The 26,694-nt window shown below is 70.0% G+C and carries 30 protein-coding genes; 18 read left to right on the top strand and 12 right to left on the bottom strand.

Going from position 1 to position 26,694, the window contains the following annotated elements:
• Positions 1–164: 164 nt before the first annotated feature.
• Complete coding sequence (locus AB4Z01_RS00610; protein WP_441689478.1) at positions 165–665, top strand: hypothetical protein; 501 nt, start codon at positions 165–167, stop codon at positions 663–665.
• Positions 666–667: 2 nt separating this feature from the next.
• Here the strand turns inward: AB4Z01_RS00610 and AB4Z01_RS00605 are convergent, their stop codons facing one another.
• The 3 genes from AB4Z01_RS00605 to AB4Z01_RS00595 are packed head-to-tail and all read right to left on the bottom strand — an operon-like array spanning position 668 to position 2,449.
• Positions 668–1,180 carry a DUF1697 domain-containing protein gene (locus AB4Z01_RS00605; protein ID WP_441689476.1) on the bottom strand — a complete coding sequence of 171 codons (513 nt, stop codon included), beginning with the start codon at positions 1,178–1,180 and terminating at the stop codon, positions 668–670.
• A 16-nt stretch (positions 1,181–1,196) separates the two neighbouring features.
• Entirely contained in the window at positions 1,197–1,835 is a 639-nt protein-coding gene (locus tag AB4Z01_RS00600; protein WP_441689474.1) for a glutathione S-transferase family protein, read from the bottom strand.
• Positions 1,829–2,449 (bottom strand): TetR/AcrR family transcriptional regulator, encoded by a 621-nt coding sequence (locus AB4Z01_RS00595; protein WP_441689472.1) that lies wholly within the window; start codon positions 2,447–2,449, stop codon positions 1,829–1,831. Before AB4Z01_RS00595 ends, AB4Z01_RS00600 begins: the two co-directional genes overlap by 7 nt.
• A 127-nt stretch (positions 2,450–2,576) precedes the next feature.
• Here AB4Z01_RS00595 and AB4Z01_RS00590 point away from each other — a divergent pair, with 127 nt between their 5' ends.
• From AB4Z01_RS00590 to AB4Z01_RS00575, 4 genes are all read left to right on the top strand, one after another.
• A complete protein-coding gene (locus AB4Z01_RS00590; RefSeq protein WP_441689470.1) occupies positions 2,577–4,184 on the top strand; it encodes an FAD-dependent oxidoreductase in 1,608 nt (535 codons plus the stop codon).
• A 156-nt stretch (positions 4,185–4,340) separates the two neighbouring features.
• A complete protein-coding gene (locus AB4Z01_RS00585; RefSeq protein ID WP_441689469.1) occupies positions 4,341–5,492 on the top strand; it encodes an NAD(P)/FAD-dependent oxidoreductase in 1,152 nt (383 codons plus the stop codon).
• Positions 5,493–5,643: 151 nt separating this feature from the next.
• Positions 5,644–6,291, top strand: a complete 648-nt coding sequence (locus AB4Z01_RS00580) for an RraA family protein (RefSeq protein WP_441689468.1) — start codon at positions 5,644–5,646, stop codon at positions 6,289–6,291.
• A 64-nt stretch (positions 6,292–6,355) separates the two neighbouring features.
• Positions 6,356–6,736, top strand: coding sequence for a DUF427 domain-containing protein (locus tag AB4Z01_RS00575; RefSeq protein WP_441689466.1), 381 nt, complete (start codon positions 6,356–6,358; stop codon positions 6,734–6,736).
• 234 nt (positions 6,737–6,970) lie between these two features.
• Here the strand turns inward: AB4Z01_RS00575 and AB4Z01_RS00570 are convergent, their stop codons facing one another.
• Positions 6,971–7,381 carry a VOC family protein gene (locus AB4Z01_RS00570; RefSeq protein ID WP_441689464.1) on the bottom strand — a complete coding sequence of 137 codons (411 nt, stop codon included), beginning with the start codon at positions 7,379–7,381 and terminating at the stop codon, positions 6,971–6,973.
• 245 nt (positions 7,382–7,626) lie between these two features.
• On the opposite strand from AB4Z01_RS00570, the gene AB4Z01_RS00565 reads away from it, so the two are divergent.
• A complete protein-coding gene (locus AB4Z01_RS00565) occupies positions 7,627–7,911 on the top strand; it encodes a hypothetical protein (RefSeq protein ID WP_441689463.1) in 285 nt (94 codons plus the stop codon).
• Between the two features lie 4 nt (positions 7,912–7,915).
• On the opposite strand, the gene AB4Z01_RS00560 is transcribed toward AB4Z01_RS00565, so the two are convergent.
• From AB4Z01_RS00560 to AB4Z01_RS00550, 3 genes are read right to left on the bottom strand one after another with little or no spacing between them, the layout of a single operon-like run.
• Entirely contained in the window at positions 7,916–8,716 is an 801-nt protein-coding gene (locus AB4Z01_RS00560) for an ABC transporter ATP-binding protein (RefSeq protein ID WP_441689461.1), read from the bottom strand.
• Complete coding sequence (locus AB4Z01_RS00555; protein WP_441689459.1) at positions 8,713–9,516, bottom strand: ABC transporter permease; 804 nt, start codon at positions 9,514–9,516, stop codon at positions 8,713–8,715. The genes AB4Z01_RS00560 and AB4Z01_RS00555 overlap by 4 nt, the downstream gene beginning before the upstream one ends.
• Before the next feature lie 10 nt (positions 9,517–9,526).
• Positions 9,527–10,522: an ABC transporter substrate-binding protein gene (locus AB4Z01_RS00550; protein WP_441689457.1), complete on the bottom strand. Its 996-nt coding sequence runs from the start codon at positions 10,520–10,522 to the stop codon at positions 9,527–9,529.
• Between the two features lie 143 nt (positions 10,523–10,665).
• Between AB4Z01_RS00550 and hisD the strand changes: the two genes are divergently transcribed.
• Together hisD and AB4Z01_RS00540 are read left to right on the top strand one after the other, a co-directional pair.
• Positions 10,666–11,994, top strand: a complete 1,329-nt coding sequence (gene hisD / locus AB4Z01_RS00545; RefSeq protein ID WP_441689456.1) for a histidinol dehydrogenase — start codon at positions 10,666–10,668, stop codon at positions 11,992–11,994.
• A gap of 2 nt (positions 11,995–11,996) precedes the next feature.
• Entirely contained in the window at positions 11,997–12,353 is a 357-nt protein-coding gene (locus AB4Z01_RS00540) for a hypothetical protein (protein WP_441689455.1), read from the top strand.
• Here AB4Z01_RS00540 and AB4Z01_RS00535 read toward each other — a convergent pair.
• Positions 12,304–13,881: a transposase gene (locus tag AB4Z01_RS00535; RefSeq protein ID WP_441689454.1), complete on the bottom strand. Its 1,578-nt coding sequence runs from the start codon at positions 13,879–13,881 to the stop codon at positions 12,304–12,306. The genes AB4Z01_RS00540 and AB4Z01_RS00535 overlap by 50 nt on opposite strands.
• A 241-nt stretch (positions 13,882–14,122) precedes the next feature.
• Positions 14,123–14,893, bottom strand: coding sequence for an SDR family NAD(P)-dependent oxidoreductase (locus AB4Z01_RS00530; protein WP_441689453.1), 771 nt, complete (start codon positions 14,891–14,893; stop codon positions 14,123–14,125).
• Between the two features lie 208 nt (positions 14,894–15,101).
• On the opposite strand from AB4Z01_RS00530, the gene AB4Z01_RS00525 reads away from it, so the two are divergent.
• From AB4Z01_RS00525 to AB4Z01_RS00515, 3 genes are all read left to right on the top strand, one after another.
• A complete protein-coding gene (locus AB4Z01_RS00525; RefSeq protein ID WP_441689452.1) occupies positions 15,102–15,389 on the top strand; it encodes a hypothetical protein in 288 nt (95 codons plus the stop codon).
• A 107-nt stretch (positions 15,390–15,496) separates the two neighbouring features.
• Positions 15,497–16,909 (top strand): MFS transporter, encoded by a 1,413-nt coding sequence (locus tag AB4Z01_RS00520; protein ID WP_441689451.1) that lies wholly within the window; start codon positions 15,497–15,499, stop codon positions 16,907–16,909.
• Positions 16,910–16,988: 79 nt separating this feature from the next.
• Positions 16,989–17,741 (top strand): SDR family oxidoreductase, encoded by a 753-nt coding sequence (locus AB4Z01_RS00515; RefSeq protein WP_441689450.1) that lies wholly within the window; start codon positions 16,989–16,991, stop codon positions 17,739–17,741.
• A 441-nt stretch (positions 17,742–18,182) separates the two neighbouring features.
• Here AB4Z01_RS00515 and AB4Z01_RS00510 read toward each other — a convergent pair whose 3' ends face one another.
• Positions 18,183–18,965, bottom strand: coding sequence for a GNAT family N-acetyltransferase (locus AB4Z01_RS00510; protein WP_441689449.1), 783 nt, complete (start codon positions 18,963–18,965; stop codon positions 18,183–18,185).
• Between the two features lie 98 nt (positions 18,966–19,063).
• Here AB4Z01_RS00510 and AB4Z01_RS00505 point away from each other — a divergent pair, with 98 nt between their 5' ends.
• The gene (locus AB4Z01_RS00505) at positions 19,064–19,702 is read left to right on the top strand and encodes a LysE family translocator (protein ID WP_441689448.1); all 639 of its coding nucleotides are present in this window, start codon (positions 19,064–19,066) and stop codon (positions 19,700–19,702) included.
• A gap of 13 nt (positions 19,703–19,715) precedes the next feature.
• Positions 19,716–20,435, top strand: a complete 720-nt coding sequence (locus AB4Z01_RS00500; protein WP_441689446.1) for an HAD family hydrolase — start codon at positions 19,716–19,718, stop codon at positions 20,433–20,435.
• 163 nt (positions 20,436–20,598) lie between these two features.
• On the opposite strand, the gene AB4Z01_RS00495 is transcribed toward AB4Z01_RS00500, so the two are convergent.
• Positions 20,599–21,147, bottom strand: a complete 549-nt coding sequence (locus AB4Z01_RS00495) for a hypothetical protein (RefSeq protein WP_441689444.1) — start codon at positions 21,145–21,147, stop codon at positions 20,599–20,601.
• A gap of 18 nt (positions 21,148–21,165) precedes the next feature.
• Positions 21,166–21,636, bottom strand: coding sequence for a MaoC family dehydratase (locus AB4Z01_RS00490; protein WP_441689443.1), 471 nt, complete (start codon positions 21,634–21,636; stop codon positions 21,166–21,168).
• Between the two features lie 60 nt (positions 21,637–21,696).
• On the opposite strand from AB4Z01_RS00490, the gene AB4Z01_RS00485 reads away from it, so the two are divergent.
• From AB4Z01_RS00485 to rpe, 5 genes are all read left to right on the top strand, one after another.
• Positions 21,697–23,034: an RsmB/NOP family class I SAM-dependent RNA methyltransferase gene (locus AB4Z01_RS00485; protein ID WP_441689442.1), complete on the top strand. Its 1,338-nt coding sequence runs from the start codon at positions 21,697–21,699 to the stop codon at positions 23,032–23,034.
• A gap of 115 nt (positions 23,035–23,149) precedes the next feature.
• A complete protein-coding gene (locus tag AB4Z01_RS00480; protein WP_441689440.1) occupies positions 23,150–23,890 on the top strand; it encodes an ATP-binding cassette domain-containing protein in 741 nt (246 codons plus the stop codon).
• A complete protein-coding gene (locus AB4Z01_RS00475; protein WP_441689439.1) occupies positions 23,890–24,927 on the top strand; it encodes an ABC transporter permease in 1,038 nt (345 codons plus the stop codon). The genes AB4Z01_RS00480 and AB4Z01_RS00475 overlap by 1 nt, the downstream gene beginning before the upstream one ends.
• Positions 24,928–24,970: 43 nt before the next feature.
• Positions 24,971–25,918: a sugar-binding protein gene (locus AB4Z01_RS00470; RefSeq protein WP_441689437.1), complete on the top strand. Its 948-nt coding sequence runs from the start codon at positions 24,971–24,973 to the stop codon at positions 25,916–25,918.
• A gap of 110 nt (positions 25,919–26,028) precedes the next feature.
• The gene (gene rpe, locus AB4Z01_RS00465; RefSeq protein WP_441689436.1) at positions 26,029–26,694 is read left to right on the top strand and encodes a ribulose-phosphate 3-epimerase; all 666 of its coding nucleotides are present in this window, start codon (positions 26,029–26,031) and stop codon (positions 26,692–26,694) included.

The raw sequence follows: 26,694 nt of genomic DNA, 5'->3' as shown, positions 1-26,694 counted from the left end.
TAAAATAAATCTAAAATCTGTATTGGATCGATTTCATAACTGAGCATTCTTTGGCCGAAGTTCCGGCGGGAGGACATCGGCAGGCCCAGAACCGCAATTTTCTCCAAGCGGCGGCCCCCGCCACGGCCTATCCAGCACTCCTCGACACCGCCGGAGTCCTCGCCATGCCCGCCTTCCCGTCCCTGCAAGCCGCCCTGTTCGCCGACGGCCCGGCGCCCGATCGGGCCGAGAAGATGGGCCTCTATGGCTGGCTGATCGGCAATTGGGAGATGGACACCCGCCTGTTCGCCGAGGACGGCGCCGCCACGCCCGGCCGCGGCGAGATCCATTTCGGCTGGGCGCTGCAGGGCCGCGCCATCCAGGATGTCTGGATCCTGCCCGGCGCCTTCTTCGGCACCACGCTCCGGATCTACGACCCCGGGCTCGACGCCTGGCACATCCTGTGGCACGACCCGCTGAAGCAGCTCTACACCCGCCAGCTCGGCCGGGCCGAGGGCCGCGACATCGTCCAGATCGGCAAGACCGAGGACGGCGCCACCTCCCGCTGGAGCTTCCGCGAGATCACGCCGGACAGCTTCGTCTGGCGGGCCGAGCGGTCGCCCGACGGCGAGCGCGACTGGCGCCTGCTGGCCGAGTTCCGGGCCCGGCGGGCGGCCGGAGGATGACCTCAGGCCTCGCCTGCCATCTCGGCCAGCTTGGCAACGGTATTCATGTTGCGGGCGGTGCCGGCCTTCGCCGCCGGAATCGCCAGCTTGGACCGGGCCATGCCGTCGCCGTAATGGACATAGATCTCACGCTTGCCGAGCTGCATCTCCTCGCCCTGCACGCCGGTGGCCTTGTCCAGCGCATCGGCCGGCGGCGGGGCGTCGAGGAAGATCGCGACGGTCCGGTTCGGCGCGGCGTCCGGGAACGGGTTCGCCGCCAGGACCTGCGCCATCTCCGCCGCGCTGCGCACCAGCACGCCGACCGGCTTGCCGGCATAGGCCGCAAGCGCCGCCTCCACCGCTGGCTTGACCTTGGCCTCGGTCCAGTCGCTGCGGCAGACGACGTTGCCGCTGGCGATGTAGGTGCGGATGTCGGCGAGGCCTGCCTTCTGGCACAGGGCCTTCAGGTCGCTCATCGGCAGCTTGCCTGTGCCGCCGACATTCACCGCCCGCAGCAGGATGACGAAGCTGGTCATGGCCGCCTCCGGTGAATCAATAGGCCAGCCGGCCGAACATGTCGTCGAAGGGCATCATAACATGCTGGCGATAGGCCGGCCGTTCGGCCAGGCGGGCGTACCAGGCGCGGACATGCGGCACAGCCGGCGTCTCCAGCCCCATGCCGAAATAGCGGTACAGCACGGTACCGGCCGGGATGTCGGCCAGGCCGAAGGCGTCGCCCACCAGGAAGGGGCGGCCGGCCAGATGCGCGTCCAGCAGCTGGAAATGGGCGGCGCAGGCGGCCTGCTTGCGGGCGATCAGCTCCGGGTCGCGCTCGGACTTCGGGGTCCGCCAATGGCCCCAGAACAGATCCATGAAGTCGCGCTGCAGCGATGCCAGCGACCAATCCATCCAGCGGTCGGCCAGCGACCGCTCGGCCGGGTCGGAGGGCCACAGCCGGCCGTCCCGGGCGGCGAGGTAGCGCAGGATCGCGTGCGATTCCCACACCACCGTGCCGGCATCGTCGATCACCGGCACCCTGCCGTGCGGGTTCCGGTCGCGGAAGGCCGGATCGTCCAGCCCGCCGAAATCGCCGCCGGCCGGGATATGCTCGTGCGGCAGGTTCAACTCGCCGACCAGCCACAGCACCTTCTGCACGTTGAAGGCGTTGCGCCGGCCCCAGATCGTCAGCATGGCTCCGATTCCCTGAACGGTCGTCCGGTCAATACGTCGTCATAGATCGTCAGGTAGCGCAGCCGGTCCGGCCGCGGCTCACGGAAGGCCATGGCGTAGTAGCCGATCTGGTGGAAATAGCTGACCCGGGTGCGGATCAGCGCCTCGTCGCCGTCATAGCCCATCTGGTCGAAGGCGCGGCGCAGCAGGCCCATGCGGTGATCGTCGGCGCCCTGCACCGCCCGCGCCACCTCCTTCGAGGCGCGGCCCCAGTCGCGCACCGCCATATCCAGCGCCGGGCTGAACGGGTCCTCGTCGACCCAGACGTTGCGGAAGGCCCGGAACAGGGCGGTGCCCTCGAGGTCGGTGCGGCCTTCGAGCGCCTCGAACGGCGCGCAGTTGCGCCGGCGCCATTCGTCCAGCAGCGCCGCCAGCAGGTCCTTCAGGCCCTGGAAGTGGAAGTAGAAGCTGCCGCGCGTCACCTTCAGCGTCGTCRCCAGCCGGTCGACCTTGACGCTGGCGACGCCGCCCTTCTCCAGCACCTTCAGCGCGGCGCGGACCCAGTCCTCGCGGCTGAGCGTCCGGCGGCCGTTTCCGGCATCCGCCGTCGCTTTGCTGTTCTTCGCTGTCGCCAATGCGTCCGTCCTCGATCGGTGCCGGCTGTAGCCTTGCGTCACCAGCCAGATGCTGACCCCACCCTGTATGCCCGAACCGGGCAAGGCAAGAGGGGAGCCGGACGCCGCGTCGGAGACCAAGCCCGCCATGACCCATCCACCGATCGACCCGAAATCGGTCGCCGGGAAGACCCCGGAGGTCGAACGCCATGTCCAGCTTCTCGTCGTGGGCGCCGGCCCGGCCGGCATCGCTGCCGCGGCCGAGGCGGCGGAGCGTGGGCTGGAGGTGCTGCTGGTCGACGAGAACCCGGTCGACGGCGCCCTGATCGGCATGGATGTGCCGCTGCATTTCGGCGGCCGCGCCACCGCCGCGGTGAACACGCCCGGCCGGCTGCTGGAAACGTTCCTCGAAGCCCAGCCGGAGCTGGTGGAGCTGTTCGACAAGGGCGTCGAGGTGCTGCTGCAGACCACGGTCTGGGGCCTGTTCGCCAACGCCCCAGGGGTGCAGTGGATGCCGGGCCCGGTGGCCGGCCTGGCCGACACCGACCGGTCCTGGCTGGTCGGTTTCGACCGGGTGGTGGTGGCCGCCGGGCGGCGCGACCTGGGCATGTCCTTCCCGGGCTGGGACCTGCCCGGGGTGATGGGGGTGACCGCGGCGCATCGGCTGATCGCCGGCTATGACGCCTTCGCCGGGCGGCGCCTGCTGATCCTGGGCACCGGGGCCGAGGCGCTGGACTTGGCGCTGACGGCGCTGGGCCGTGGGCTGGAGGTGGCGGGTCTGGTCGAGGTGGCGGACCAGCCGGTCGGCCCCGCGGCGCTGGTCGAGGCCGTGCAGGCGCGGGGCGTGCCGGTGCTGACCGGCCATGTGATCAAGGCGGCGTCGGGCGCTATCGAGGGCGTGACCATTGCGACACTGGTGCGGGTCGACAGCGGCCTGTCGCCGGTGCCGGGGACCGAGCGCGACATCGCCTGCGACACCATCGCGCTGGGCATCGGCACGGTGCCGAACATCGAGCTGCTGGCGGCGCTGGACGCCAGGCTGGTGCACGACCTCGACCGCGGCGGCCATGTGCCGGTGACCGAGGCTGACGGCCGCACCGCCCTGCCCTTCGCCTATGCCATCGGCGACTGCGCCGGCATCCACGCCGCCAAATCGGTCGATCCCGCGGTGGCGCGGCAGGAGGGCCGGGTGGCGGCGATCGCCGCGGCCGCATCGCTGGGCCAGGCCGCGGAGGATGACGTCACGGCCGCCCGCGCCGGGCTGGCGCAGCCGGTCAAGGGCGGGAGCGATCACCGGATGACCTGGCTGAAGGCGCTGCTGAACACCGGCGGGCTCGACGTCATGGTCTGCCAATGCGAGGAGGTCAGCCGCGGCGAGCTCCTGGACATCAGCCCGCCGCGCTATCTCGAGCGCGTGTCGAACAAGATGGCCACCCGGTCGCTGACCACGCTCCTGGAGGACGGTCCGGTCAACCAGGACCAGGTCAAGCGCCTGACCCGCGCCGGCATGGGTCTGTGCCAGGGGCGCCGCTGCCGCGAGCAGGTGGCGATGCTGCTGGCCCTGTCGTCCCACGTCGATGTCGGCCAGGTGCCGCTCGCCAGCTACCGCCCGCCGGTGCGGCCGCTGCCGCTGAGGGTGCTGTGGCCGCAGGACGAGGCCGCGGTGGTGCGGCAGGAATGGGATTCCTGGTTCGGCATCGAGAGCCAGTGGGTGCCCTGGTGGGACATCCCCGCCGGTCCTGGGAAGGAGGGATGAGCGAGTGCTGCCTTCTTCTCACCCCCTTCATCGTCATCCCCGCGAAAGCGGGGATCTCATCGGCGCGATGCCGACCGGCCAGCGAGAGATTCCCGCTTTCGCGGGAATGACGACCTCTTTCAAAATCACCATCAGCTCGCAGGCGGAGTCGCGGCCATGACCAACCACAACGGCGCCTCGGTCGTCATCATCGGCGGCGGCGTCACGGGCTTGAGCACCGCGTGGTGGCTGGCGCGCGGCGGCGTCGACGTGCTGGTGCTGGAGAAGGGCATCGTCGGCTGGGAGGCGTCGGGCCGCAACGGCGGCGGCTGCACCCATCCGCAGAGCCCGCTGTTCCCGGAGGAGCAGCGGCTGTGGCCGCAGATGGACGAGCTGCTGGGCTACCCGACCGAGCACCAGAAGCACCGGCTGAAGATCGTGCTGCACGAATCCGATGTCGAGTTCATGCTCGGCTGGGTGCGGATGGGCGAGAAGCAGGGCTTCCACTACGACACCCTGGACGGCAAGCAGATCCGCGAGCTGGCGCCACTGGCCGGCGACACGGTCGAGCGCGGCTATCTGCTGAAATATGGCGGCCACGCCAACCCGCAGCGCACCTCCCAGGCCTATGCCTGGGCGCTGCAGGACCATGGCGGCCGCATCCTGCAGCATTGCACGGTGACCGGCTTCGACACCGAGGGCGGCAAGGTGACGGGCGTGCGCACCGACCGCGGCGATTTCGGCTGCGACCATGTGGTGATCGCCGCCGGTCCCCAGACCGGCCTGCTGGCCGAGATGCTGGGCGTCGACCTGCCCGTCGCCTCCGGCCGGGCCGAGATGATCGTCACCGAGCCGCTGCCGGCGATGCCGATGAGCGGGGTCGACGGCAACGGCCTGTACGGAAGGCAGACGCTGCGCGGCAACCTGGTCTATGGCGGCGGCCCGCATGAATGGCTGGCGCCGGTCGACCTCAAGACGCCGCCGAAGCCGTCCAGCCCGCTGCTGCGCAACATCGGCCGGCGGCTGATGGAGCTGTTCCCCAAGGCCGCCCATGTGCGGATGATCCGCAGCTGGTCGGGCGTGATCGAGAACACGCCGGACGGCCGCGCGGTGATCGATTGGATCCCCGGCTTCGACAACGCCATCGTCGCCACCATGTCGAGCGTCGGCTTCGGCCTGTCGCCGGCCAGCGGCCACGCCATCCGCGACCTGATCGTGGACGGCGCCTGCAGCTTCGCCGACCTGTCGACCATGCGGCTGGACCGCTTCGCCGGCCTGCCGAAGGACTGGCGCGAGGCCCAGGGCTGGCTGCCGCCGGTGGCGGCGTGATCGTTCCTCTTCGCTGTCATCCTCGGGCTTGACCCGAGGATCCAGGGGCGGCCAGAGCGCTCTTCGTGGCCCCTGGATTGCCGGGTCAAGCCCGGCAATGACAGATAGGTTGGGTTGCGGCAAAGATGCAAAGCCTTCAGGAGGACCGCCCATGACCGACCTGACCGCCCGGCTGGAAGCCTGCTATTCCGGCGCCGTCTATGACGTGCTGCGCGACCTCGGTCACGCCAATTGCGTGCTGCCGCGCACCATCCTGGCGGTCGACCCGGACACCAGCGTCTGCGGCCGCGTCTTCACCATCCGTGGCCGGCCGGACGACACGGTCGACGCGCATCAGAGCCTGCTGGCCTGGACCGAGCTGCTGACCGTGGTGCCGAAGGACCATGTCGCCATCTGCCAGCCGCAGGACGATGTGCGGGCGCTGATGGGCGAGCTGTCGGCCGAGGCGCTGCAGTCGCGCGGCGTGCGCGGCTACATCGTCGATGGCGGGTCGCGCGACAACGGCTTCATCCGCAAGCTGGGCTTCCCGGTCTTCGCCCGGTTCCGTACCCCGCGCGACATCGTCGCCGCCTGGGTGCCGGAGGCCTATGGCGACCCGATCACCATCGGCCAGGTGCGGATCGCCACCGGCGACTGGGTGGTGGCCGACATCGACGGCATCGTCGTCATCCCCGCGGCATTGGCGGAGGAGACGGTGACGAAGGTGGAAGACGTGATGCGGCAGGAGAACCTGGTGCGGAAGGCGATCCTGGACGGCGCCTCGCCGCAGGAGGCCTATCTGCGCCACGGGAAATTTTAACCCCTTCCCGCGACGGCGCCGGGACCCCACATCGAAGGTCCAGCACACAGCAGGGCCGAGCGCCATGAGCGAGACGCCGAGGAAGATCCCCGGACCCGACCATCCGATCACGGTCACGCCGAACCCGGCCCGGATCGTGGTCACGGTCGCCGGCAAGGTCGTCGCCGACAGCCGCAACGCGCTGACGCTGCGCGAGGCGAGCTATCCGCCGGTGCAGTACATCCCGCGCCAGGACGTCGACATGGCGGCGCTGCAGCGCACCGACCACGCCAGCCACTGCCCCTACAAGGGCGACGCCGCCTATTACAGCATCCCGGCGGGCGGCGAGCGGACGGTGAATGCGGTCTGGACCTATGAGGCGCCCTACGACGCCGTCGCCGAAATCAAGGACCACGTCGCCTTCTACCCCAACCGCGTCGACTCGATCACCGAACAGCCGGGCTGACGCCGACTGACCGACTGACCGACTGAATGTGACGAGGCGGTGAGTTGTTGCCTCTCCCGCTTGCGGGAGAGGTCGGAGACGCGAAGCGGCTCCGGGTGAGGGTCCTTTGTCGAGGCCCGGGCCAGCCCTCACCCGGTCGTCCTGCGGACGCCCGACCTCTCCCGCCACGCGGGAGAGGCAACGCAAAGCGCTCGATATTCTGTCAGGCCCTGACCTGACCTCAATCATCCCGTTCTACGGGAACAGCCCCGGCGCGTCCGAGCGGTGGCAGACGCAGCACAGCTTGTTGCCGTCCGGGTCGCGCACATAGGCGCCGTAATAGCTGGGATGGTAGTGCGGCCGGGTGCCGGGAGCGCCCTCGTCCACCCCGCCCGCGGCCAGCGCCGCCCTGTGGAAGGTGTCGACCTGCGCCCGGTCGCGCACGTTGAAGCCGATGGTGACGCCGTTGCCGAAGGTCGCCTTGCCGCCATCGATCGGGCGGCAGATCAGGAATTCCGGGCCGCTGTCGCCCTCCGGCACGTAGCACAGCCAGCCGGCGACGCGGTCGTCGAGCTGGCAGCGCAGGCCGATCGCCGCCAGCACCTTGTCATAGAACTGCTTGGCCCGATCGATGTCGTTCGTGCCCACCGTGATGTGGCTGAACATGACCCTCCCCGCGGCCCATGGCCTTCAATGTCCTGCGCGCCACGGGCTCACCAGCCGCGGCGCGCCGGGATTCGTTCAGCATAGCTCCCGCGGCCGTCCGAACGAAGCGGCAACACTCCCGAGATTCCCATGGTTCCCGGCGGGAATGCCCCGGCACGGCCGGAACCGGCGCTGCCCGGTGGCTATTGATGCCCATACCAACACAGAACGGCCCCTGCCCCGGAGCGCCGCCGCGGAGGATGGAGATGGACACGATCGGGCCTCTGACCCAGCAGATCCACAACGACCTTCTCGCCCTGATCGGCGAGCGGTCCGAGGACTATGCCGCCGAGGCCGGCGGCGACCCGCACGCGGTCAGCGGCGCGCTGATCGGCGCCCTGGCCTTCCTGACCGGGCAGATGATCGCCGCCGCCGTCGAGGCCGAGGGCGTGTCACCCATGCTCGAACGGGCCAGCGCCAATATGCGCGTCGGCGCCGAGGTCGGCGTCGCGCCGGTGCAGACGCTGGACACCGGCATCACGGTCCATTGAGACCTTAGGCGTCCGCCGCCGCCATCCGCCGCACCTCCTCGCGGATCGAGCCGAGGATGCGGTGCCGCAGGCGGATGAACTCGTCGGTCTCGGCGATCTCCGGCGCCCGCGGGCGCGGCAGCGGCACCGGCACGATCTCCTTGATCCGGCCCGGCCGGCTCGACATCACCGCCACCCGGTCGGACAGGTAGACCGCCTCGTCGACATCATGGGTCACGAACAGCACGGCCAGGCGGTGCGCCTCCCAGATATCGGTCAGCAGCTCCTGCATCTGCTGCCGGGTCAGGGCGTCAAGCGCGCCGAATGGCTCGTCCATCAGCAGGATCTTGGGCCGGTAGCACAGCGCCCGGGCGATGGCGACGCGCTGCTTCATGCCGCCCGACAGCTGGCTGGGCCAGGCATCGGCGAAGCGGGCCAGCCCTACCAGCGCCAGATGCTCGCGCGCCGTCTGCGTCACCTGGGCCGCCGGCAGGCCGAGGCCGCGCAGGGCGAATTCGACATTGCCCAGCGCGGTCAGCCAGGGCATCAGCGTGTAGCCCTGGAACACCACGCCGCGGTCGCGCCCCGGCCCGGTGATCGGCCGGCCGTCGACCAGCACGGCGCCCTGGTCGAACTCCTGCAGCCCGGCGACGATCGACAGCAAGGTGGACTTGCCGCAGCCCGAGGCGCCGACCAGCGACACGAACTCGTTCTCGCCCAGCGTCAGGTCGATGCCCTGCAGCACCTGCAGCCGGTCCTGCTTCTGACGGTCCTGCCGTTGGACGAAGCTCTTCGAGACGGACCGGATCTGGAGCTTCGCCGTCATCGCCGCGCCCGCTCATAGGGGAACAGGCGGTGCGCCAGCGCCTTCATGCCCTGGTCGGTGACCAGCCCGAGCACGCCCAGCACCAGGATGTAGCCGATGATCGTGTCGGTCTGGAAGAACCGCTGCGCCGAGTTGATGCGGTAGCCGAGGCCGGAGGTGGCGGCGACCAGCTCGGCCAGCACCAGCCAGGTCCAGGCCCAGCCGAGGCTGATCCGCATCGAATCCCAGATCCCGGGCAGCGCCGCCGGGACCACGATCGACATCAGGATCCGGCGCGGCTTCATCTCCAGCGTGCGGCCGACATCGATGAAGTCCCAGGGCACGCGCTTGACGTTGTCCATGATCAGCAGCACCTGCTGGAAGAAGGTGCCGATCCAGATGATCAGGAACTTCTGCAGGTCGCCCGTGCCGGTCCACAGGATGGTCAGCGGGACGAAGGCGACCACCGGCATGTAGCGGACGAAATCCACCACCGGTTCGATCAGCGCCTCCCACACATGGTAGCGGCCGATCAGCACGCCGATCGGCACCGCGATCGCGGTCGCCAGCAGGAAGCCGACCAGGATTCGGTAGATGCTGATCGCCGCGTCGTCCCACAGCTGGCCGGACTGCGCCAGCAACCACAGCCGGTTCGCCACCTGCACCGGCGAGGGCAGGAACAGCGGCCGCACCAGCCCCGTCAGCGTCACCGCCGCCCACAGCAGCAGCAGGCCGAGGAAGACCAGCGCGGCGATGCCGGCGAAGCGCGCCGGCGTCAGCCTGGTGTCGAGACGGAACAGGCGCGGCCGGCCGGCGGTCATCGGCTCAGGGTCACTGGGCCGCGACGAAGCGCGGATCGATCAGCCCGGCGGCGTCGACCTCGCCCTGCAGCAGCCCGGCGGCCTGCGCCGCCTTCTTGACGTCGAGGATGACATGCGTGGCGAAGGCGCCGGTCAGCTGGGTCTTGTTGTCCGGCAGGCTGTAGAAGGTGACGCCGTCGAAGGCGGTCGACAACTCCTCCGGCGACGCCCCCACCGCCTTGGCGATGATGGCGCGGCCGCCGGCCGTGTCCTTGGCGTAGTCGTCATGGGCGGCCTGCCAGGCGCGCAGCAGCGCCGCGATCTGGCCCGGCTTCTCCTTCAGCACCTCCTCGCGCACCACGAAGACGTCGGAGACCAGGCCCGGATCCTCGGCCGCGGTGTACAGCAGCTTGACCGCCGGGTCCTGCGCCCGCGCCAGGGTCAGATAGGGCTCGTAGGTCACCGCCACCGGCACCCGCTTGGCGATCAGCGCCGCGCCGGCATCCGAGGCCGGCATCGGCACCGACTTCACGTCGGCCAGCGTCAGGCCGTTCGCCGCCAGCGCGTAGTTCAGCAGGATGTGGCTGGTGGTGCCCTCCTCATAGGCGACCTCCTTGCCCTTGAGGTCGGCGATGCTCTTGATGTCCGCCCCGGCCAGGATGGCGTCGGCGGTCATGCTGACGTCGAGCACGGCGACGATCCTGATCGGCAGCCCGGCCGCCGCCATCACCAGCGCGGTGTGGGTGGCGATGTTGGCGCCGTCCAGCTGGCCGCTGGCCAAAGCGGCGTTGACGTCCTTGTCCTGGGTGAAGTTGACGATCTCGACATCCGACAGGCCCTGGGCCTCGAACAGCTTCTTCTCGGCCGCGACATGCCACAGGCCGTAGCCGAGCCAGGGTTCGATGCCCATCTTGAAGCCGCCGGCCTCCGGCTTCGCCGGAACCGCTTGCGCTGCCGCCGGCCCGGCCCAGGCCAGACCCGCCACGATCGCGGCCGCCAGAACCATCGTCCCGCCATGATGCGTCATCGCCGTATCCCCTGTTGAGGCACAGCCGTTGCAGCCGGCCGCGCTGTTTTTGCGGAGCGACGATTCATAAAGTGGCGGCTCGCAGAGTCAATCGACGCTCCGTATAAAGTCAGACGTATTTTCGCCATCGCGGGACCAAGGCCATGAGCGACGCCATCCGACTCCACGACCTGTCGACGCTGTCCGCCGCCGGCCGCCATGCCCTGCTGGCCCGGACCGAGGCTGATCTCGGCCCCTTCCTCGACGCCGTCCGGCCGATCGTGGCGGCGGTCAAGGCCGAGGGCGACGAGGCCGTGGCCCGCTTCACCCGCGACTTCGACAGGGCGACGGTCGCGGCCGACCGCCTGCGTGTCAGCCAGGATGCGCTGGACGCCGCACCAGGCCTGCTGGAGCCCGAGGTGATGGCGGCGATCGACTTCGCCGCCGACAGCATCCGCCGCTTCCACGAGGCGCAACTGCCGGAGGAGATGTGGTGGAAGGAGGTGCGCCCCGGCGTCTTCGCCGGCGACCGCGTCCGGGCGATCCCGTCGGTCGCCTGCTACGTGCCGCGCGGCAAGGGCGCCTTCCCGTCGGTGGCGATGATGACCACGATCCCGGCGCTGGCGGCGAAGGTGCCGAACGTCGTGATCATCACCCCGCCCGGCCCGAACGGGCAGGTCGACACCGCGACGCTGGCGGTGGCCAGGCGGGTCGGGGTGACGCAGGTCTTCGCCGCCGGCGGCGCCCAGGGCGTGGCGGCAGTGGCTTACGGCACGGCGACGATCCCGAAATGCGACAAGATCGTCGGCCCCGGCAGCCCCTATGTCGTCGCCGCCAAGCGCCTGCTGGCCGACGCGATCGACACCGGCACCCCGGCGGGGCCGAGCGAATCCATCATCCTGGCCGATGACAGCGTCGACGGCGCGCTGGCGGCGCTGGACCTGATCATCGAATCCGAGCACGGGCCCGACAGCTCGGCCTGGCTGGTCACCGACAGCCGCCGGGTGGCGGAGCAGGCGGCAGCGGCGCTGCCGGGGCATTGGGCGGAGATGAGCACAGGCCGCGCCGGCTTCTCCCGCACCGTGCTGACCGGGCCGCGCGGCGGCATCGTGCTGGCGCCGGACTGGGATTCGGCGATCGGCTTCGTCAACGACTACGCGCCGGAGCATCTGCAGATCCTGTCGCGCGATCCCTTCGCCGATGCGGCGCGGATCGACCATGCCGGCGAGATCCTGCTGGGGCCCTACACGCCGGTGACGATCGGCAATTTCGTGCTGGGCCCCAACGCGGTGCTGCCGACCGGCGGCCACGCCCGCACCGCCTCGCCGCTGTCGGTGTTCGACTTCCTGAAGCGGACCTCGATCGGCTATGTCAGCGCCGCCGGCTATCCCGCCTTGGCCGAACAGGCGCGGACGCTGGCGACCTATGAAGGCTTCGATGGCCACGCCCGCGCCGTGTCGGAGGTCCGCGACCGGTTGCTGAAGCGAGGGTGAGCATGGCCGCGACCGTCACGTTGTGGCGCCCGGTCGGGCCGGAGGAGCTGCGGCTGATCCGGGAGGCCGGCATGCGCGCCTTCCCGCCCCGCCTGCCGGAGCAGCCGATCTTCTACCCGGTGCTGTCGGAGGACTACGCGGTCAAGATCGCGCGCGATTGGAACGTGCCGGCCAGCGGCTCGGGCTACGTCACCCGCTTCCGGGTGCGGCACGATTTCCTGGACCGCTACCAGGTCCAGGAGGCCGGCGGCCGCAGCCATCTCGAATACTGGATCCCGGCCGAGGACCTGCCCGCCTTCAACGCCGCCATTATTGGCGAGATCGAGGTGACGGCGGAGTTTCATCGGGATCAGTCGTAGGTTGGGTTCGCGAACGCGAACCCAACATCCCAACGCCACACTGGCCGCGAGATGTTGGGTTCGCCACGCGCGAACCCAACCTACTGCTTTTGTTTATTTTATTGTCATGCCCGGGCTTGACCCGGGCATCCAGGCGGTCTCGACACTTTCTGGATTGCCGGGTAAAGCCCACGGCTGTCCGGTTGAGTTTTTCGGGTTGTAGCTCGAGGCGCTGAGCTAAACTTTTATTGTCATTGCCGGGCTTGACCCCATAGGCGCTAAGATAGGCGGGTCTGGGCCAGGAGGGAGCGTTTTCGGGGAGGTTCGGGGAGGTATCGCCAGGCCTTGTGGGCGAGGTTTGGGAGGTCTGCCCAGGCGGGAACCGGGCAGATGGCGGCGAGAGCGGAGCGGAGGAGAAGCGCGGTGAAGCGCCAGAGGGAGAGGGGGCGAGCAGGTGGCCGCTCAGGGGGGAAAGGCCGCGGGCTGGGCCGCGGCGTCGTCGATCAGCAGGGCGAGGAGCAGGTGGGCCAGGATCCAAAGAGCGGACGAGGTCTGGATCCTTGGCCGGGAGGTGATCGATATGGAGGAGAGATTTGAGGCGCTTGAAGGCGAGCTCGATCTGCCATCGCAGGCGATAGAGGGCGCCGATGCGCTCGGGCGGATAGAGGTCGGGCGGCAGAGAGGTGAGGAGTAGGACATGGTCGGCGGCGGCCAGGGTGCGGGGATCGGTGCGGTGCTGGTTCTTGGCGCTGGCGCGACGGGCCCGCTCCCGGCTCTGGGCCGCGGCCTCTGGCGGCTTTCGGATCACCACCAGACGCATGGGCAGGGGCGACCATTCCGGGTCGCGGGCCTTCTCGACCAGAACGGCGGCGTCGGCTTGGCCGTGCGCGGCCGACGCCTCGAACAAGGGCATCCAGGCGAAGGGCCGGCCATCCGAGTGGGCCAGGCTGAGGCTGTTCCAGGTGAGGCGGACGATCACATCGGCGCCGCCGGCCCGGATCGTGGCGAGGTCGTCGGGACGGGGATAGCCGCGGTCGCCGAGACGGATCTCGCCAGGCCGCACCGGCGTCCGGGTGAGCTTCTCCGCGCCGGACAGATCGGTGAGGACGCTGTGGCTGATCCGCCCCTCGGGCAGATCATAGGCCAGATGCAGCCGCATCACCCGGCCGCCCGGCCCGGTGAGACGGGTGCCGTCGACGATCCGGATCGGCCGGTCCCCCGGCGCGACGTTCAAGTCTTGGGCCAAGCGGCTGAGCCGCTCGCTGCACAGCGCCTCCAGCCAGGGGCCGGCCGCGCGCAGCCGCCCCAGCAGCGCCACATCGGACAAGGTGGCGATCCCGCCCAGCGCCGCCATCGCCACGGTGCCCCGCAGCGACAGGCCGCCCGGGCCATACATCAAGGCCAGCCGCAGCAAACTCGCCGCGTCCTTGATCTCGCGCGGCCGCTGGAACGCCTTGTACTCTCGCGCCGATACCGTCAGGGCCTCGGCGCCGCCAAGGCGCTCCACCATATCCTGCCAGTCCGCGTCATTCGTCAGATCGTGCGTCATCCCAAGCTTGAATCACGATCTCTGCTTCTCGGGAATCCCCTATCTTAGCGCCTATGGGGCTTGACCCGGCAATCCAGGGGCCACCGAGACCTGCTTCGAAAGCCCCTGGATCCTCGGGTCAAGCCCGAGGATGACAGTAAATAGAATAGAAGCCTGAGATAAACCCGCTTCGGTTGCGATTTTCCCTCAACCGGACACCCGTGGGTCAAGCCCGGCAATGACAATAAAGGGTAGCGGCTGCTCAAATCGACGCCAGATACCCGCCATCAACATACAGCACCTGCCCGGTGACGTAGGCGGCGGCGTCGGAGCAGAGGAACACGGAGGGGCCGACCAGATCCTCCATCCGGCCGAAGCGGCCGGCCGGGATGGCGGCGAGCATGCGCTGCTGCCAGGCCTCGTCCTGGTAGAACACCTCGGTCAGGGCGGTGCGGAAATAGCCGGGGCCGATGCCGTTGACCCGGATACCGTCCTTGGCCCATTCCGTCGCCAGCGCCCTTGTCATGCCGACCAGGCCGGTCTTCGAGGCGCCGTAGGGCGCGGCGCCGGGCACCCCGACCTCCGAGGTCAGCGAGCACAAATTGAGGATGGCACCGCCGCCGCGCGGCTTCATCAGCAGCGCCGCCGCCCGTGCGCAGAAGAAGGCGCCCTTCAGGTTGGTGTCGACGATCCGGTCCCACAGCGCCTCGTCGACCGCCAGCGACGGCCGCACCTCCTCCACCCCGGCATTGTTGACCAGGATGTCGAGCCCGCCCAGCGCCGTGGCCGCAACCGCAAAGGCGCGGTCGAGGCCGCCGGCATCGGCGACGTCGAGCACGACCGGCACCGCCTGCCGCCCCCGCTCCCGCACCGCCTCCGCCACCCGGTCCAGCGCCGCGCGGTCGCGGCCGGCCAAAGCGATGTCGGCGCCGGCCGCGGCCAGGCCGAGAGCCAGCGCCTCGCCGATGCCGCGGCTGGCCCCCGTCACCAATGCCCGCCGCCCCGCGAGCGCCCCCGAAGCCGGATCGACCATCCCCTGCCCTCCTGCCGAATGCAGCGCAGGCTTGCGCGGCGCCCGCGGCGGGTCAAGATCTCGGCGGTTGCCAACACGATCCCGAGCGGTTAACCATGGGGCATGGTCACCACGCGCTCCCTGCGAATTAGCCACTAGGCCCCGGGCCGGCCACGCCGGCTCCCCCGGGGTCTTCGCCGTTGCTGTTCGCATTCCCCGGGAGAAGACGATGACCACCCCCCGCGACGACGCGCAGGTTGTTTTCCACGTGGCCGGCTTGGCCGACGTCAACCTGCTGCCCCGCCTGCTCGAGCATTTCTGCCTGCGCGACATCGTGCCCGAGCGTGTCTCGGCCGAGCGCCAGGGCGACGAGATGCGCGTGACCATCGCCATCCGACGCGACGCCTGCCCGGAATGGGAGGCGGTGGCCCGCAAGCTGGGCCAGATCTTCGTGGTCCGCAGCGTGCTGGCCTCGGTCGCAGACGAGGCAGAGCAGTTGCAGGCCGCCGCGGGCTGAGCCCAACCATGCCGTCTGCGCATGCGTTGGCGTGACGGGGCCGTGCTATCCGGGAGTCAGGTCGCCCGCCAAGCGGGCCCGCCCCTCCCCTTACCATCGGCCGGCCCATGACCTCGTCCCCGCGCCAACCCGTGCTGATCGCGCTGCTGGTCGCCGGCGCCTTCTTCATGGAGAACCTGGACGCCACCGTGATCGTCACGGCGCTGCCGGACATGGCGGCATCTTTCGGCGTCCGCGCAGTCGACCTGAATGTCGGGCTGTCGGCCTATCTGCTGACGCTGGCCGTGTTCATCCCGGCCAGCGGCTGGGTCGCCGACCGGTTCGGCGCCCGCTCGGTCTTCGCCGCCGCGATCGTCGTCTTCACCCTGGCCTCGGCCCTGTGCGCCGCCAGCGACAGCCTGTGGAGCTTCACCGCCGCGCGCATCCTGCAGGGCATCGGCGGCGCCATGATGGTGCCGGTCGGCCGACTGGTGGTGCTGCGCAACACCGCCAAGCAGGATCTGATGCGGGCAATCGCCTACATCACGTGGCCGGCACTGGCGGCCCCGGTGCTGGGCCCGCCGGTGGGCGGGCTGATCACCAGCATCGCCTCCTGGCGCTGGATCTTCCTGCTCAACCTGCCGCTCGGCGCCATCGCCCTGGTGCTGGCGCTGCGGCTGATCCCGAACGACCGCAGTGAGGATCGCCGGCCCTTCGACGGGCTCGGCTTCCTTCTGTCCGGCATCGGCTGCCTGGCGCTGATGCTGGGGCTGGACCTGATCGGGCACGAGCAGATCCCCTGGGCCACGGTCGGGCTGCTGCTGGCCGCCGCGCTGCTGCTGGGCGCCTGGGCGGTGCGCCATGCCCGGCGCCATCCGCACCCGCTGGTCGGGCTGGCGGCGCTGGCGATTCACACCTTTCGCGTCACCGTGCGCGGCGGGTCGCTGTTCCGGGCGGTGGTCAGCGCCGTGCCCTTCCTGCTGCCGCTGATGTTCCAGCTCGGCTTCGGGCTGGACCCGGTCAGCTCCGGCCTGCTGGTGCTGGCGCTGTTCGCCGGCAATCTCGGCATGAAGCCGATGACCAGCTGGGTGCTGCGCAGCTTCGGCTTCCGCACCGCCCTCCTGGCGAACGGCGCAGTGCTGGCGGCGACGCTGTTCGCCTGCGCCCTGCTGACACCGTCGACGCCGGTGGCGCTGACCGCGGCGCTGCTGGTGGTCAGCGGCGCCGCCCGGTCGATGCAGTTCACCAGCCTGAACACCCTGGCCTTCGTCGACGTGCCGAAGCCGGAGATGAGCGCCGCCAACACCCTGTTCAGCGTGATCCAGCAGATCTCGGTCGGGCTGGGCGTGGCGCTGGGGGCGATCGCACTACGGGCGGCCGAGGCATCGGGGCTGGCCGGCGGCTCGACCATCGCCGAGTATCAGATCGCCTTCGCCCTGCTCGGCGTGGTGGCGCTGATCTCATTGGTTGATTACCTGCCGCTGCGCCGCGACGCCGGCACCGAGGTCAGCGGGCACGGGCGCCGGCAGCATTCCGGCTGACTACGTCGGACATAACCGCTAGGGTCCGTCCCGAGACGGGGCGGAGCCGACCCCGATGACCGCTACGGGAGAGACGCAGATGGCAAGCAAGGTGGCGCTGGTGACGGGGGCCGGGTCGGGCGTCGGCCGCGCGGTGACCCTGGCCTTCCTCAAGGACGGCTACAGGGTGGTGCTGGCCGGCCGCCGGCAGGATGCGCTGGCGGAGACGATCCAGCTGTCGGGCGTCCCGGCCGACCAGGCCCTGGCGGTGCCGACCGACGTCACCGACCCCAAGAGCGTCCGCGCCCTGTTCGACGCCGCCAAGAGCCGGTTCGGTCGCCTCGACGTGCTGTTCAACAATGCCGGCGTCAGTGCGCCGGGCGTGCCGCTGGAGGACCTGACCTTCGAGCAGTGGAAGGCGGTGGTCGACACCAACTTGACCGGCCCGTTCCTGTGCACGCAGGAAGCGTTCCGGATCATGAAGGACCAGGACCCGCAGGGCGGCCGAATCATCAACAACGGCTCGATCTCGGCCCATGTGCCGCGGCCGAACTCCGCCCCCTACACCGCCACCAAGCACGCCATCACCGGCCTGACCCGGTCGACCTCGCTGGACGGGCGGAAGTACAATATCGCCTGCGGCCAGGTCGATATCGGCAACGCCGCCACCGACATGGCCTCGAAGATGGCCAAGGGCGTGCCCCAGGCCGACGGCTCGATCAAGCCGGAGCCGCTGATGGATGCGGCCCATGTCGCCAGCACCGTGCTGATGATGGCGGCCCTGCCGCTCGACGCCAATGTCCAGTTCGTGACGGTGATGGCGACGAACATGCCGTTCATCGGGCGGGGTTGAGCGGGACGAGTTTAAGCCAGATCGGCTCGTCCCTGATCGCATCAAGGCGGTGATTTATTGCCTCTCCCGCTTGCGAGATCTTTTCAAAATAGCTGAGGCCCGTTCCTTTTAGTCCCCCCTCCCCTTGCGGGAGGGGGCTTGGGGGAGGGGTCTGCGCGCGTCCGCGCGCGAATGGGCAAGAGAACAGGTCCCGCGGTTAGAGCCGGATCGCCGGAGTCGAGCCGGTCCTGGCGGCAAAAACCCCCTCCCCCTATCCCCCTCCCGCGAGGGGAGGGGGGACTCGTTTCTCTTTCGGACGAAGCCTTTGCTGGCCCCAAAATGGCCCAAGAGACATTCTGAAAAGGTCTCGCTTGCGGGAGAGGCAACACGAAGATGCTCGGCAATCCGGCAAGCCCCTGCCCGATGCGGTTACATGACTCGATTCCAATTCGTTCCGCAGGCCTACGCCTCCCGCACGTAAGGCGTCGTTGTCGTCAGCACCCGGAAGCCGAGCCGTTGCAGGATCGGCCGGCTTTCGGAGGAGGCGTCGACGGTGAGAAAGCGGAAGCCCCGCTGCTTCGCCTCGGCGGCACGCCTGGCCACGAGAGCACGATAGATGCCGCGGCCGCGCCAATGCGGCCGGGTGGCGCCGCCCCACAGATCGGCGAAGCCGGTGCCGGGATGGAACCGGATCCAGCCGGCTGAGACGCAATGGCCGTCGGCCATGGCAAGATAGACCGACAGCCGGTCCGGCGCCGCCGCCAGCTCGGCGCCCAGCACCTCCGACCGCCAGTCGTCGTCCGAGCCGTAGACCGCGGCCATCAGGTCGTCGATGGCGCCGAACCGCACCGGATCGACCACCCGCTCGATCGTCACGCCCGCCGGATCGACCGGCGGCGGCAGCGGGCCGTCGAGGTCGAGCACGACCAGCGTCTCCGGCTCCTCCGGCACGAAGCCGGCGACCTCCAGGCGCTGGCCGAGATCGGCCGGCGTGTCGTGGCCGTACAGCTTCCATTCGACCGACCGGCCCTGGCTGGCGAAGAAGGCGGCCTCCCGGGTAATCGCCGCACCGGCCGAGGCGGCGTCGAGCCGGCTCCACTGCACGAAATTGTCGTGCGCCCCCGGCCCGGGGCCGACGATCCGCGTGACATCGGGCAGTTGCTCGACCCGGTAGGCCGGATCGGCCTGCACCGGGGCCCGCCGCAACTCGGCGTCGAAGCGCCTCAGGATCTCCGCCGTGTCCATCCCGTCCTCCGCCCGAACCGCCGGGCTTGCCCCGGGCGCCCCTTATGGCCGATTTTGGCGCCGGCCGCGACCGCGGCCCTGCCTGTTTCGGAGGAATCGTGAACGGCACCCTGCTTCTGGCCTCCGGCTTCGCCGGCTTCGTCTACGGCATCTCGCCGGGGCCGGCGGTGCTGGCCCTGTTCGGCATCTCCGCCGGCCAGGGGCGGCGGGCCGGCGCCACCTTCCTGTGCGGCCATCTGGTCGGCGACGCGCTATGGTCGGCGCTGGCGCTGACCGCGATCATCGGCGCCCAGGCGATCGGCCCGGTGGTGTTCGACACGCTCGGGCTGATCTGCGGCGCCTATCTGCTGTGGCTCGGCTGGTCGGCGCTGACCGTGCGCCGCGGCGCCGACGGGACGATCGACACCTCGGTGCGCCGGCCGCTGCTGCGCGGCCTGCTGTTCGGCGTCAGCAACCCGAAGGGCTATCCGGTGGCGGTCGCGACCTTCACCGCGCTGCTCACCAGCTACGCCGACAGCCTGACCTGGTCGGAGCTGCCGGCGCTGGTCGCCGCCGCCTGCCTCGGCGCCAGCGGCGCCTATGTCATCCTGGTCGGCATCACCGGCGCCGCGGCGGTGCGTGGCTTCTACCGCCGGCACGAGATCTGGTTCGTCCGCGCCTCCGGCCTGCTGTTCCTCGGCTTCGCCCTGCATGCGCTGTTCGAGTCGATCACCGGCTTCGCCGCCCGCCGCAGCTAGAGTCATCCATCCCATGTCCGTTCCGCTGACCGTCGCCTTCGACGCCGATGACACCCTGTGGCACAGCGAATCCATCTTCGAGGAGACGCATGGCCGGCTGATCGCCCTGCTGTCCCCCTGGGTCGACGCCGAAAGGCTCGAGCGCACCCTGCTCGACACCGAGGCGCGCAACCTGAAGACCTTCGGCTACGGCGTGAAGGGCTTCACCCTGTCGATGATCGAGACCGCGATCGAGATCACCGAGGGCCGCGTCGGCGCCGCCCAGATCCGCACGATTCTCGAGCTCGGCAAGGCGATGATGGACCATCCGGTCGAGTTGATCGACGGCGTGGTCGAGACCCTGGACGCGCTGGCGCCGGAGGCCGAGGCGGGCCGCATCCGGCTGATCGTGATCACCAAGGGTGACCTGTTCCACCAGGAGAGCAAGGTCGCCCGTTCCGGCCTCGCCGAACGGTTCGAGGGCGTCGAGATCGTGGCCGAGAAGGACGAGGCGACCTATCGCCGGATCCTGCGGCGCGGCGGCACTCCGCCGGACCGGTTCCTGATGATCGGCAACTCGATGCGCTCGGACATCCTGCCGGTGCTCGACCTCGGCGGCCAGGCGGTGCACATCCCCTACCGCATCACCTGGGCGCATGAGGCGGTGAGCCGGCCGGAGGTGGCGCCGCCCGGCTTCCACACGCTGGACTCGATCCGCGAGGTGCCGGCGCTGGTCAGCCGCCTGGTTGGTTGATACCAGCGAGTCCAAAGAGGATCGTCATTGCGACCCCGGCCTTGAGCCGGGGGAAGCAATCCAGGGCCGCTCGTGCTGGCCCCTGGATTGCTTCGTCGGCTTCGCCTCCTCGCAATGACGGCTCTTGCGTGGGGGTCCGATCAAGACCTCGCCGCCTCAGGCCCTACCGCACGCCGCAGGGCCCGACCACCTGCTTCAGCCCCGTGGCGTCGTCCGGCAGCCGGAAGGTCAGCGCCAAGGCGGGCTTGCCGGTATCGGGCGGGCGGATCTCGGCCGCCAGCGCCTGCCCCGGCCGCGCCAGCCAGCGCGCGGCCTCCGGCTTCGACAGGGCGAAGCTGAAGGTGAACACCGTGTTCTCGCTCCACCAGCCGGAGACCAGGCGCGGCGCCGACCGCTCGCCGACGAAGGCGACGGTCAGCCGCTTCTGGCGCTCGCCGATGCCGTCCGGCCCCTCGAACGAATCGGTGTCGAAGCCCAGCGTCTCCGGAATCGTCAGTTGCGCTGTCATGTCGGCATCGGGGCGGCAGCCGATGACCAGTTGGGCCGGCGAGGATCGCTCGCCGGCGCGGGCGGTGCCGGCCAGGGTGGCCGTCTGCAGCGGATTGTCCGGCTGGGGCTTGGCGACGGTCCAGCCGGTCTCCGCCGCCGCGGCGCCTCCGGACAGCGTCGCGAGAACCACGCCGATCGCCGTCAGGCGTCTTGAACGTGACATACTGCCTCTCCCCCAGGATCAGGCCGGCCGGCGTGGCACGACCATGTTCGCGATCATGATCTGAACCGGCTCGCCGGCCTGGTTCAGGGTGGTGATCCGGGTCTTGACCATGCCGCGGTCGGGGCGCGACTGCGACGGCCGGATTTCCAGCACCTCGCTCTCCACCCGCAGCACGTCGCCGGGGCGCACCGGGCGCGGCCAGCGCATCTCGTCGGTGCCGCCGCCGATCAGCCCATTGGCGGGCAGGAACTCTCCGCCGACCAGCAGCTTCATGGTCAGCGCCGCGGTGTGCCAGCCGCTGGCGGCGAGGCCGCCGAAGAAGGTCGCCTTCGCTGCCTCCTCGTCGAGATGGAAGGGCTGCGGGTCGAACTCGGCGGCGAAGGCCTTGATCGCCTCCGGCGTCACCGCGACGGTTCCCGAGCCGAAACGCTGCCCGACCTCGAGGTCCTCGAGATAGAGGCGGCGGGCGACGGTGTCTTCTGGCGGCATCGGCGTGTCCTCCTTCTTTGCCCCAGCATGGCGCGGCGGAACCGAACGCGAAAGAGCGCGATGGCACTGGCCGGCCCGGCCGTGATGGTCTACATCCCGCGCATGACCGACACCGGAATGGCCACGCGCAAGGCCGCCGTCGAATTGCTGCGGGCCGTTCTGGCGCAGCGGCGCCCGATCGACGAGGCCCTCGATTCCCATCTCGCCCTGCAGAGCATGGAACCGCGGGACCGCGCCTTCACCCGCCTGCTGCTGACCACCACGCTGCGCCGCCTGGGCCAGATCGACGCGCTGATAGACAGCGCGCTGAAGACGCCGCTGGCCCGCGGCGCCGCCACCGTGCGCGACGTGCTGCGCCTGGGCCTGGCCCAGCGCCTGTTCCTGGCCACCCCGTCCCACGCCGCGGTCGACACCTCGGTCGAACTGGCCGGCCTGACCGGATTCGCCGGCATGAAGGGGCTGGTCAATGCCGTGCTGCGCCGCCTGGCCGAGGACGGGCCGGCCCTGCTGGCCGGGCAGGACGCGCCCCGGCTGAACACGCCCGACTGGCTGTGGTCGCGCCTGGTCGATTCCTATGGCTCCGCCACCGCCGCCGCGGTCGCCGAGGCGCATCTGCGCGAGGCGGCGCTCGACTTTTCGGTCAAGGCCGACCCCGATCTCTGGGCCGCGCAGCTCGACGCCCGGCCGCTTCCGACCGGAACGCTGCGGCGCGAGGCCGGCGGCATGGTGCCGGAGCTGCCGGGCTTCGCCGAGGGCGCCTGGTGGGTGCAGGACGCCGCCGCCGCGATTCCCGCCCGGCTGTTCGGCCCGATCGAGGGCCGGCGCATCCTCGACCTCTGCGCCGCGCCGGGCGGCAAGACGGCGCAGCTGGCCGCCGCCGGCGCTGAGGTGACCGCGATCGACCGCTCGACCCGGCGGCTGAAGCGGGTGGCGGAGAATCTCGGCCGGCTCGGCCTCGCCGCCGAGATGCACACCGCGGAAGCCGAGACCTTCACCGGCGGCGCCCCCTATGACGGCGTGCTGCTGGACGCGCCCTGCAGCGCCACCGGCACGATTCGCCGGCACCCGGACGTGCCGCGGCTGAAGGGGCCGGAGGACGTGGCCAAGCTGGCCGCGGCCCAGGCCCGGATGCTGCGCCGCGCGGTCGAGCTGGTGCGGCCGGGCGGCATCCTGATCTGGTGCACCTGCTCGCTGCTGCCCGAGGAGGGCGAAGCGCAGATCGACCGGCTGCTGGCGGAGGACGACCGCCTGGCCCGGGTGCCGGTGGCGGCGGCGGAGATCGGCGGATCGGCCGAGCTGCTGACCCCGGCCGGCGACGTCCGCACCCTGCCCTCGCATTGGCCGGATCACGGCGGCCTGGACGGCTTCCACATCGCCCGGCTGAAGCGGCACTCATGAGCCTCCGGCCGTTGATACAATAATCAGACAAAAACAATTTGCACTCCGCCGCGCTCTCTTTCACAGTTCCGCCCGAACGAGGCCGGGTTCACCGGGCCGGGGAGGATCGGGGCGGATGGCGCTTCTGGAATTGCGTGACGTTACCAAGCATTTCGGGGCGATCCACGCCCTGAACGGAGTGAGCTGGTCGCTCGAGCCGGGCGAGGTGGTAGGGCTGATGGGCGACAACGGCGCCGGCAAGTCCACCCTGGTCAAGGTCATGGCGGGCAACTTCCCGCCGACCTCCGGCGAGGTGCTGCTGGACGGCAAGCCGGTCCATTTCCACAAGCCGGTCGATGCCCGCGAGGCCGGGATCGAGGTCGTGTACCAGGATCTCGCCTTGGCCGACAACCTGACCGCCGCCGCCAATGTGTTCCTCGGCCGCGAGCTGAAGACCGGGGTCTGGCCGGTGCGGCGCCTCGACCATGGCGCCATGAACCGCAAGGCGCAGGCGCTGTTCGCCGAGCTGAAATCCGAGACCCGCGCCGGCGACCTGGTGCGGCTGATGTCGGGCGGCCAGCGCCAGGCCGTGGCCATCGCCCGCACCCGCCTGGCCAACGCCAAGCTGATCCTGATGGACGAGCCGACCGCGGCGATCAGCGTGCGCCAGGTGCATGAGGTGCTGGAGCTGATCCGCCGCCTGCGCGACGGCGGCATCGCCGTGATCCTGATCAGCCACCGCATGCCCGACGTGTTCGATGTCTGCGACCGGGTGATCGTGATGCGCCGCGGCCGCAAGGTCGCCGACAAGCAGATCGCCCAGAGCTCGCCCGAGGAAGTCACCGGGCTGATCACCGGCGCGCTGGAGGCGGCGTGATGGCGGCCCAGGCAACCGAAGCGGCCACCTTCGACAATGTCCGGCGGCAGGGGCCGCTGCATCGGATCATGTCGTCCCAGATCACCTATGTGCTGGCGGCGCTGGTGATCCTGATGGTCGTCATGGCGATCGCGTCCGACAAGTTCCTGACCGGGCGCAACCTGCAGAACGTCGCCCAGAACTTCTCCTACATCGCCATCGCGGCCTTGGGGCAGACGCTGGTGATCATCCTGGCCGGCATCGACCTGTCGGTCGGCTCGGTGATGGCGCTCGGCGCCGTCGCCACCAGCCTGGCGATGGGTTGGTCCGCCGACTGGACGCTGTTCGCCGACTGGCCCGGCCTGGCTTTGGCCTTCGGCGTGCTGGCGGGGGTCGCGGCCGGCGGCGTGGTCGGGCTGGTCAACGGCCTGCTGATCGCCCGGCTGGGCCTGTCGCCCTTCGTCACCACGCTGGGCATGCTCAGCGTCTGCCGCAGCCTGGTCTATGTCGTCACCCAGGGCCGCGGCTCGCCCACCGCCGGGCCGGCCAAGGACCTGTTCCGGGCGCTGGGCAACGACCCGCTCTTCGGCACCGTGCCGCCGTCGCTGATCTACATGGCGGTGCTGGCGGTGATGATCTGGTACCTGCTGCGCCACATGCAGTGGGGCCGGCACGTCTTCGCCATCGGCGGCAACGAGAAGGCGGCGGCGCTGACCGGCGTGCCGGTCGAGCGGGTCAAGATCTCGGTCTACGTCTTCTGCAGCGCGCTTGCAGGTTTCACCGGCGTGCTGCTGCTGGCCTGGCTCGGCTCCGCCCCCGCCAACACCGCGGTCGGCTATGAGCTGCGGGTGATCGCCGCCTCGGTGATCGGCGGCGCCAACCTGACCGGCGGCATCGGCGGGCCGCTCGGCGCGATCACCGGCGCGGCGCTGATCGAGGTCATCCGCAACGGCTTGATCCTGGGCGGCGTGCAGCCCTACTGGCAGGATTTCTTCGTCGGCGTGTTCATCATCCTGGCGGTGCTGCTGGACCGCATCCGATCCCGGCGGGCGGCCTGAGCCGCCACGCCGGCAAACGAGTTCAACAAGGGGAGGATTTATTGTGAAGAAGTTGCTTTTGACCGCAGTGGCGCTTGGCGCCGTGATGGCCATGTCAGGCGGTGCGAATGCGGCGGACAAGCTGCGCTTCGCGCTGGTGCCGAAGGCCATGAACAACCCGTATTTCGACCTGTCGCGCGACGGCTGCATGGATGCCGCCAAGAAGCTCGGCGTCGAATGCGTCTATATCGGCCCGGTGGAGCATGAGCCGGCCAGCGAGGCGCAGATCGTTCAGGACCTGATCACCCAGGGCATCGACGGGCTGGCGATCTCGGTCGCCGATGTCGACGCGCTGACCAACGTCATCGACCAGGCGGTCGCCGCCGGCATCCCGACGATCACCTTCGACGCCGACGCGCCGGGGTCGAAGCGCCAGGCCTTCGTCGGCACCGACAACTACGCCATGGGCAAGGCGATCGGCGAGATGGCGGCCAAGCTGCATCCGGGCGGCGGCACCTTCGCCCTGGTCTCGGGCGGCCCGGCCGCGGCCAACTTGGCTGACCGCGTGCGCGGCACCATCGACGGGCTGGGCGCCGGCTGGACCCAGGTCGCCGGCTCGCCGCTGTACTGCAACGACGACGCCGCCCTGGCGGTGCAGCAGTTGCAGGACACGCTGACCGCCCATCCGGACATCGACGCGCTGCTGCCGGTCGGCGGCTGGCCGCTGTTCGTGCCGGACGCGTTCCGCAGCTTCGCCGAGCCGATCAAGGCCAAGCTGAAGTCGAAGGAGATCGTCCTGGTCTCGGCCGACACGCTGAAGCCGGAGCTGGAGCTGCTGCGCGACGGCTACGCCAACGGCCTGATCGGCCAGCAGCCCTATGAGATGGGCGCGCTGGCGATGGAGATGCTGCAGAAGCTGAAGAAGGGCGAGAAGGTCCAGGAGATCACCACCGTCGGCCTCGACACGGTGACCCCGGACAACGTCGCCGAGTTCCTGGCCAAGGCGAAGTAAGCCTTTCGGGCGAAAAATGGCCGGGGTGGCGCGCCGCCCCGGCCATTCCTTTGGCCCCCGCGGCTTCGTCACGGTTGTGACGCGGCCGGCCAATTGTTATGACGACGATCATGGTCAAGCCGGTCGTGATCGCCCCCTCCATCCTCTCCGCCGACTTCGCCCGCCTGGGCGAGGAGGCACGTGCCATGACCGAGGCGGGGGCCGACTGGCTCCACCTCGACATCATGGACGGGCATTTCGTGCCCAACATCACCTTCGGCCCGAGCGTGGTGAAGGCGTTGCGGCCCTGGTCCGCTCTGCCCTTCGACACCCATCTGATGATCGGCCCGGCCGACCCCTACATCCCGGCTTTCGCCGAGGCGGGGGCCGACCGCATCAGCTTCCACCCCGAGGCCGGGCCGCACCCGCACCGCACCGTTCAGCTGATCCGCTCGCTCGGCAAGGCGCCGGGCGTGGTGCTGAGCCCAGGGACGCCGGTCGCCATGGTCGAGGAGCTGCTGGGCGACATCGACCTGGTGCTGGTGATGACGGTCAATCCCGGCTTCGGCGGCCAGAGCTTCATCGAGAGCCAGCTCGACAAGATCGCCCGGCTGCGCGCGATGATCGACAAGTCCGGCCGCGACGTGCGGCTGCAGGTCGATGGCGGTATCACGCCGGAGACGGCGCCTAGGGTGATCGCCGCCGGCGCCGACACACTGGTCGCAGGCACTGCGGCGTTCCGCGGCGGGCCTAAGGCCTACGCCGCCAACATCGCCGCCCTCCGCGGCAAAAGCTGA

It is taken from the genome of Inquilinus sp. YAF38, assembly GCF_052113205.1.
GTDB lineage: Bacteria > Pseudomonadota > Alphaproteobacteria > DSM-16000 > Inquilinaceae > Inquilinus.
The sequence above is the reverse complement of the archived record's forward strand: the minus strand, read 5'-3'. Positions and strand labels throughout refer to the sequence as shown.